4 protein-coding genes are annotated in these 5296 nt (G+C 59.9%); 1 reads left to right on the top strand and 3 read right to left on the bottom strand.

Annotated features, from left to right (window positions below):
* Window positions 1–337 precede the first annotated feature (337 nt).
* A complete protein-coding gene (locus FVD38_RS26195; RefSeq protein ID WP_222706971.1) occupies window positions 338–1234 on the bottom strand; it encodes an AraC family transcriptional regulator in 897 nt (298 codons plus the stop codon).
* A gap of 7 nt (window positions 1235–1241) precedes the next feature.
* The gene (locus FVD38_RS26190) at window positions 1242–2672 is read right to left on the bottom strand and encodes an aldehyde dehydrogenase family protein (protein ID WP_147937477.1); all 1431 of its coding nucleotides are present in this window, start codon (window positions 2670–2672) and stop codon (window positions 1242–1244) included.
* Window positions 2673–2913: 241 nt separating this feature from the next.
* Between FVD38_RS26190 and FVD38_RS26185 the strand changes: the two genes are divergently transcribed.
* Window positions 2914–3372, top strand: a complete 459-nt coding sequence (locus FVD38_RS26185; protein WP_123070360.1) for a MarR family winged helix-turn-helix transcriptional regulator — start codon at window positions 2914–2916, stop codon at window positions 3370–3372.
* Window positions 3373–3395: 23 nt separating this feature from the next.
* Here FVD38_RS26185 and FVD38_RS26180 read toward each other — a convergent pair whose 3' ends face one another.
* Window positions 3396–4973: a methyl-accepting chemotaxis protein gene (locus FVD38_RS26180; protein WP_147937476.1), complete on the bottom strand. Its 1578-nt coding sequence runs from the start codon at window positions 4971–4973 to the stop codon at window positions 3396–3398.
* Window positions 4974–5296: the final 323 nt, after the last annotated feature.

Raw genomic sequence — 5296 nt, 5'->3', positions numbered from 1 at the left:
TAATTTAAGTAATCAAGAACCGAAGTTCTTGGCACCTTCATCAAACGCCCACACTTATCGACTGTTAATTTTTAAAGAACTTTATTCGGTACTGCTTCATCTGCTGTTTGCTTCGAATCGTTGTGTTCGTCAGCAGCAGAGAAAGAGAGTATGAAGTGTTTTTCGTTTTTCGTCAACCCCTCATTTCGCTTCGTCTCAGATTTCTCTGCCGATCTTGCTACCGTAACCGATTGATTAGGTTAACATTTTTCGGTCATGCCGAAGCGGAGGCGAACTATAGCAAAGCCCTACCCAGTCGCGCAAGTGCTCAGCAATAATATTGTTTTGCAGTGGCAAATCATGGCGACGGCGCCACGCCGCGCAGCTGTTCCGCGTCCTGCAGCGGCGAGGCGCCGAACAGGCGGCGGTACTCGCGGCTGAACTGCGATGGACTTTCATACCCCACCTGGAACGCCACATTCGCGGCCTCCACACCGCCGCTCATCAGTAACTTGCGCGCCTCCAGCAGCCGCACCTGCTTCTGGTATTGGAGCGGACTCATGATTGTCGCAGCCTTGAAGCGGCGATGAAGGACCGACGGGCTCAGGTGTACGGCCTTGGCCAGCTCCGCGATTTTCAAGGGTGCATCGTAATGCTCGCGGATCCAGCTGATTGCCTTGTTCACAGCATGCTCGCGATGGCCTCCCATCAATCCCTGCGTCAGGGTGGCCCCGCCCGGCCCCGTCACCAGGTGATACATGATTTCCTGTTTAAGCAGATGCGCGAGGACAGGCAGATCCGACGGCCGGTCGAGCAGTCTTAACAAGCGCTCGAACGCTTCCAGCAAGGCCGTACCCGCGATCTCGACGCTGACGAGGGGCGGGTCGTCTCCCCCGGACGGCATCGGGACCCGCATCTCGAGCATGAAGGATGCAAGCTCCTTGGGATCGAGATCGACCCGGATGCCGTAATAAGGTTCCGCTTCGCTGGCACGCACGACCTGGCCCGAGACTGGGATCGTCATGCCCGCCTGCACATAGCAACCGGCGCCGTAGCGCAGTACGCGCTCACCCACCAGCATCTGCTTCTCGCCCTGCAGCATCAGGCACATCGACGGCTCCAGCATCCCGCGGCCGATCGCCGTCGGCCCCCGGCGCCGGATCAGCCCCAGCCAGGGCAGTGCCGTCGACAGGTCATCGATGTCGTCCGCCGCGGAGAAGCGGCGGCTGACCGTCTCCAGCAACTGCTCAAGCAAGCCGCGCTCAGAGCGACTGTTCATAGCCAAGCAGGGTCTTTGGCTCAAGATATTCCTCCAGCCCGAAGATGCCGAATTCACGCCCCAGCCCCGACTGCTTGAATCCACCAAACGGCGCCATCGGCTCATCGTACAGGCAATTGATGAAGACCCGGCCCGCTTCGATGCGGCGAGCGACACGATTCGCACGCGCCACGTCTCCAGAGAACACATAGGCATGCAAGCCATAGATCGTGTCGTTGGCGATCGCGATGGCATCTTCCTCGTCGTCGTAGGCAATGACGGACAGGACCGGTCCGAAGATCTCTTCCTTTGCGATGGTCATGTCGTTGCGGACATTGCTGAACACAGTAGGCCGCACGAAATAGCCGCGCTCCAGGCCATGCGGCAAGCCGGTACCGCCCAGCAGCAGGGTTGCGCCCTCCTCGATCCCTTTGCGGATATATCCTTGCACGCGCTGGTACTGGGTGGCGCTCACCATCGGCCCGATCCGGGTTTCCGGATCGCGTGGATCGCCCACCTTCAAGGCCTGGAACGCCGCGACGATGCCTTGCTCGGCCTCCTGCAATCGTGCGCGCGGCACCAGCAGGCGCGTACCGGCCAGGCAGGCCTGGCCGCTGTTCATGGTTGCCGCCGCCGCGATGAAGGGCATGGCCTTGTCGAAGTCTGCGTCGTCGAGCAGGATTGTGGGCGACTTGCCGCCCAGTTCCAGGGTGACGCGCTTGAGCGTGTCGGCGGAACCGCGCACGATCGACTTGCCGACCGCGGTGGAGCCGGTGAACGAGATCTTCGCAATGCCCGGATGGCGCACGAGAGCAGCGCCGACGACGTCGCCACGGCCGGTCAGGATGTTGAACAGGCCGGCCGGCACTTCAGCCCGGTGCAACACGCGGGTCAGCAGATCAGTCTGGCGTGCGCTCAATTCGCTCGACTTGATCACTGCCGTACTGCCGGCGGCGATCGTCATCGCGAGTTTGCTGCAGATCATGCCGTAGTTTGCATTCCAGGGCGTGATCAGGCCAACGACACCGAGCGGCTCCATGCGCACCCGCGCGCTGGCAACCTGGCGCTCGAACGGGTAATCGGCCAGCAGCGTGCGCGCCTGGTCGAACGAGGCAGCGGCCCGCTTCGAGGTGGCGACGGAAATGCCGTGAGGTCCGCCGTATTCCTCGATCATCGTCGCGATCAATTCCTCTTCTGCGACGGCCACCACCTCATGCAGGCGTGCGAGCCATGCCATGCGCTGTTCGCGCGACGATCCGGCAAGTTCGCGATAAGCCGCGGTCGCTGCGGCGATCGCGTTTTCCGCATCGACCTCGTCGGCCAGGGTGACTTGCGCCGCCTCTTGCCCTGTGACAGGGTCGACCAGGGTAAAGCGCTCGGCGCCATGCGGGGTGACGAATTGCCCTTTGATATAAATAGTGTCGATCGATTTCATGGGTGCTCCATTCAAGACAATGTCCATTCATCATAGAAGTCAGGGGGAGTCGGGAGGTAGATGGTTCCTCGCACCCTCTTGCCTGATCCTGTCATTCACGCGAGGATCCGACAATTCGCCGTATTGCAGAGATGGCGCCATGTAAGTGCTTACCTACGCCACATCGCCTGTGCTTCGGCACCGCATCATTTTCGTCAGACAATCGCTTGCAATTATCTAGTGTGCGACCTATATTGGAAGCATGAACGCGAACACTCCCACCTCCCCTGCGACGCCCATGCTCGACGAGCAACTGTGCTTCGCCCTGTACTCGACCTCGTTGGCAATGATGCGGGTCTACCGAGGCTTGCTGCCCAAGCTTGGGCTCACCTATCCGCAGTATCTCGTGATGATGGTTTTGTGGGAACAAGATCAGCTGACCGTATCCGACATCGGCGAACGCCTGTTCCTGGACTCTGCGACCTTGACGCCCTTGCTCAAGCGTATGGAAGCCCAGGGACTGGTGCAGCGTAACCGTGCGCGCAGCGATGAACGCCAGGTGATCATCAGCCTGACCGACGAGGGCAAGGCACTAAGGAAGGAAGCCGCCAGCGTGATGCCGGCGGTATTGTGCGCAACCCAGTGCTCGGTCGACGAAGCCGCGGCCCTGCGCGACCAGTTAGTAGACCTGCGCAAGAGCCTGAACGCCAGCACCGACTGAGCGGCGCCTGATAGATCGGCAGGTCAGGCCGCGATCCGCAGCGGCTTGCCTTCGGTGCCGATGCGGAACACGCGCACGGTGCGCAGCAGCGTCGCTGCCTGTTCCTTGAGGGCCGCGGCCGATGCGGCGGCCTGTTCAACCAAGGCAGCGTTCTGCTGGGTTGCCTCGTCCATTTGACCCACCGCATGGTTCACTTGCTGGATACCGGCATGCTGGGCTTCGCTTGCGGTGGTGATTTCAGCGATGATGCCGCTGACTTCCTTCACGCTGCTCACGATATCATCCATCGTGGCGCCGGCCTGCTCCACCAGCTTCGAACCCGCATCGACCTTGGCTGCCGATTCGCCGATCAATGCCGAGATCTCCTTGGCGGCAGTGGCCGACCGCTGCGCCAGGTTACGCACTTCGCTCGCCACCACGGCAAAGCCCCGCCCCTGCTCGCCGGCGCGCGCCGCTTCGACTGCGGCATTCAATGCCAGGATATTGGTCTGGAAGGCGATCGCGTCGATCACGCTGGTGATGTCCGAAATCTTCCGGGCCGAAGCATTGATATCCTGCATGGTGTTGACCACAGCGGAGACGACGGTGCCGCCCTTGCTTGCAACCACGCTGGCCGATGCGGCGAGCGTATTGGCGTGACGGGCGTAGGCAGTATTCTGTTCGACGACAGCGGTCAGTTCTTTCATTGAATCGGCCGTGCGGCCCAGCGAATTCGCCTGTTCTTCGGTACGCATCGACAGATCGTCGTTGCCGGCGCTGATCTCGCTGGACGCGGTCGCGATCATATCGGTACCGCCGCGAACTTGCGCGACGATGTTTTGCAGACTGGCCTGCATTTCGCTAATGGCATGCATGACGCTGGCGTCGTCATTGGGACGAACCGTAACGTCGACGGTCAGGTCGCCCGCAGCAATGGCCGACGCGATGCGATTGACTTCGACCGGCTCGCCGCCCAGCTGGCGCAGTAGATGGGCCGTGATCGCGCCGCCGACCAGCACGCTCAGAGCCACTGCGGCGAGCGTGACCACCACGATCGTGGTTTTGGCGGTAGCGATCGATTCCTGCGCATGGGCAGTACCATCTGCAACATATTGCTGCACGGTGGTGATGACGCGGTCGATATCGAGCACGTTCTGGCGGCGCAGCGGACTGCATTCGTTGACGAGGAAGCTGCCGTATTCGGTCAGCTGACCGGCATCGCGGTAGCGGCGTGGGCGGTTCAGCTCTTGCGCCATCTGCAGCAGTCCGTCGCGCATCTTCGCGAAGTCGGCATTCCCCACAAACAGTGGCTCCAAGGCTTGCAGTTGGGCGAGATAACGGGCTTTGTGTTCGTCCAGGAGGGCGAGTTCACGCCTGGCGTCATTGATGTCCGGGAAGATGTAGGCATTGCGCGCTGCGAGGCCGGTCTGGGCAAGCGATTCGCGCAACTCGTACAGGCGCTCGAGCTGGGTCGTACGCACGATGTTTTGCGCGGCAAGTTCCTGACCGACGTTTCCTAATTGACGCCATGCAAAAATGGCCAGTACGATGATCAGGATGCCAACCAGGCCAAAGCCGACACCGAGTTTGGCGCGCGTGCTGAGCGCAGAAAGTGATCGCATAAAATTCTTGGTAAGAGTGTTGAGGCAAACGAAGTCCCTGCTGGCAGGATGTGCCAACAAGAAAAAATTAATTGGGTAACGAAGAATTATAGAAAACTATCTGTCGCGCACGATTGATTCTGGACAGAAAGCAAAGTTATTTGTACGTAATGTTCTTTATGAACAAGCATTTTGGTGCTTGAACAACAGTGCGATGTTCAGCGCAGAACGCAAAAAAGCCCGCTCAGTTTAACTGAGCGGGCTTTTTCTATATAACTAGCCTGACGATAACCTACTTTCACACTGGTTGCAGCACTATCATCGGCGCAAAGTCGTTTCACGGT

Source organism: Massilia arenae (assembly GCF_008014745.1).
Lineage (GTDB): Bacteria > Pseudomonadota > Gammaproteobacteria > Burkholderiales > Burkholderiaceae_D > Telluria > Telluria arenae.
This window is presented reverse-complemented; position numbering and strand designations above follow the sequence as displayed.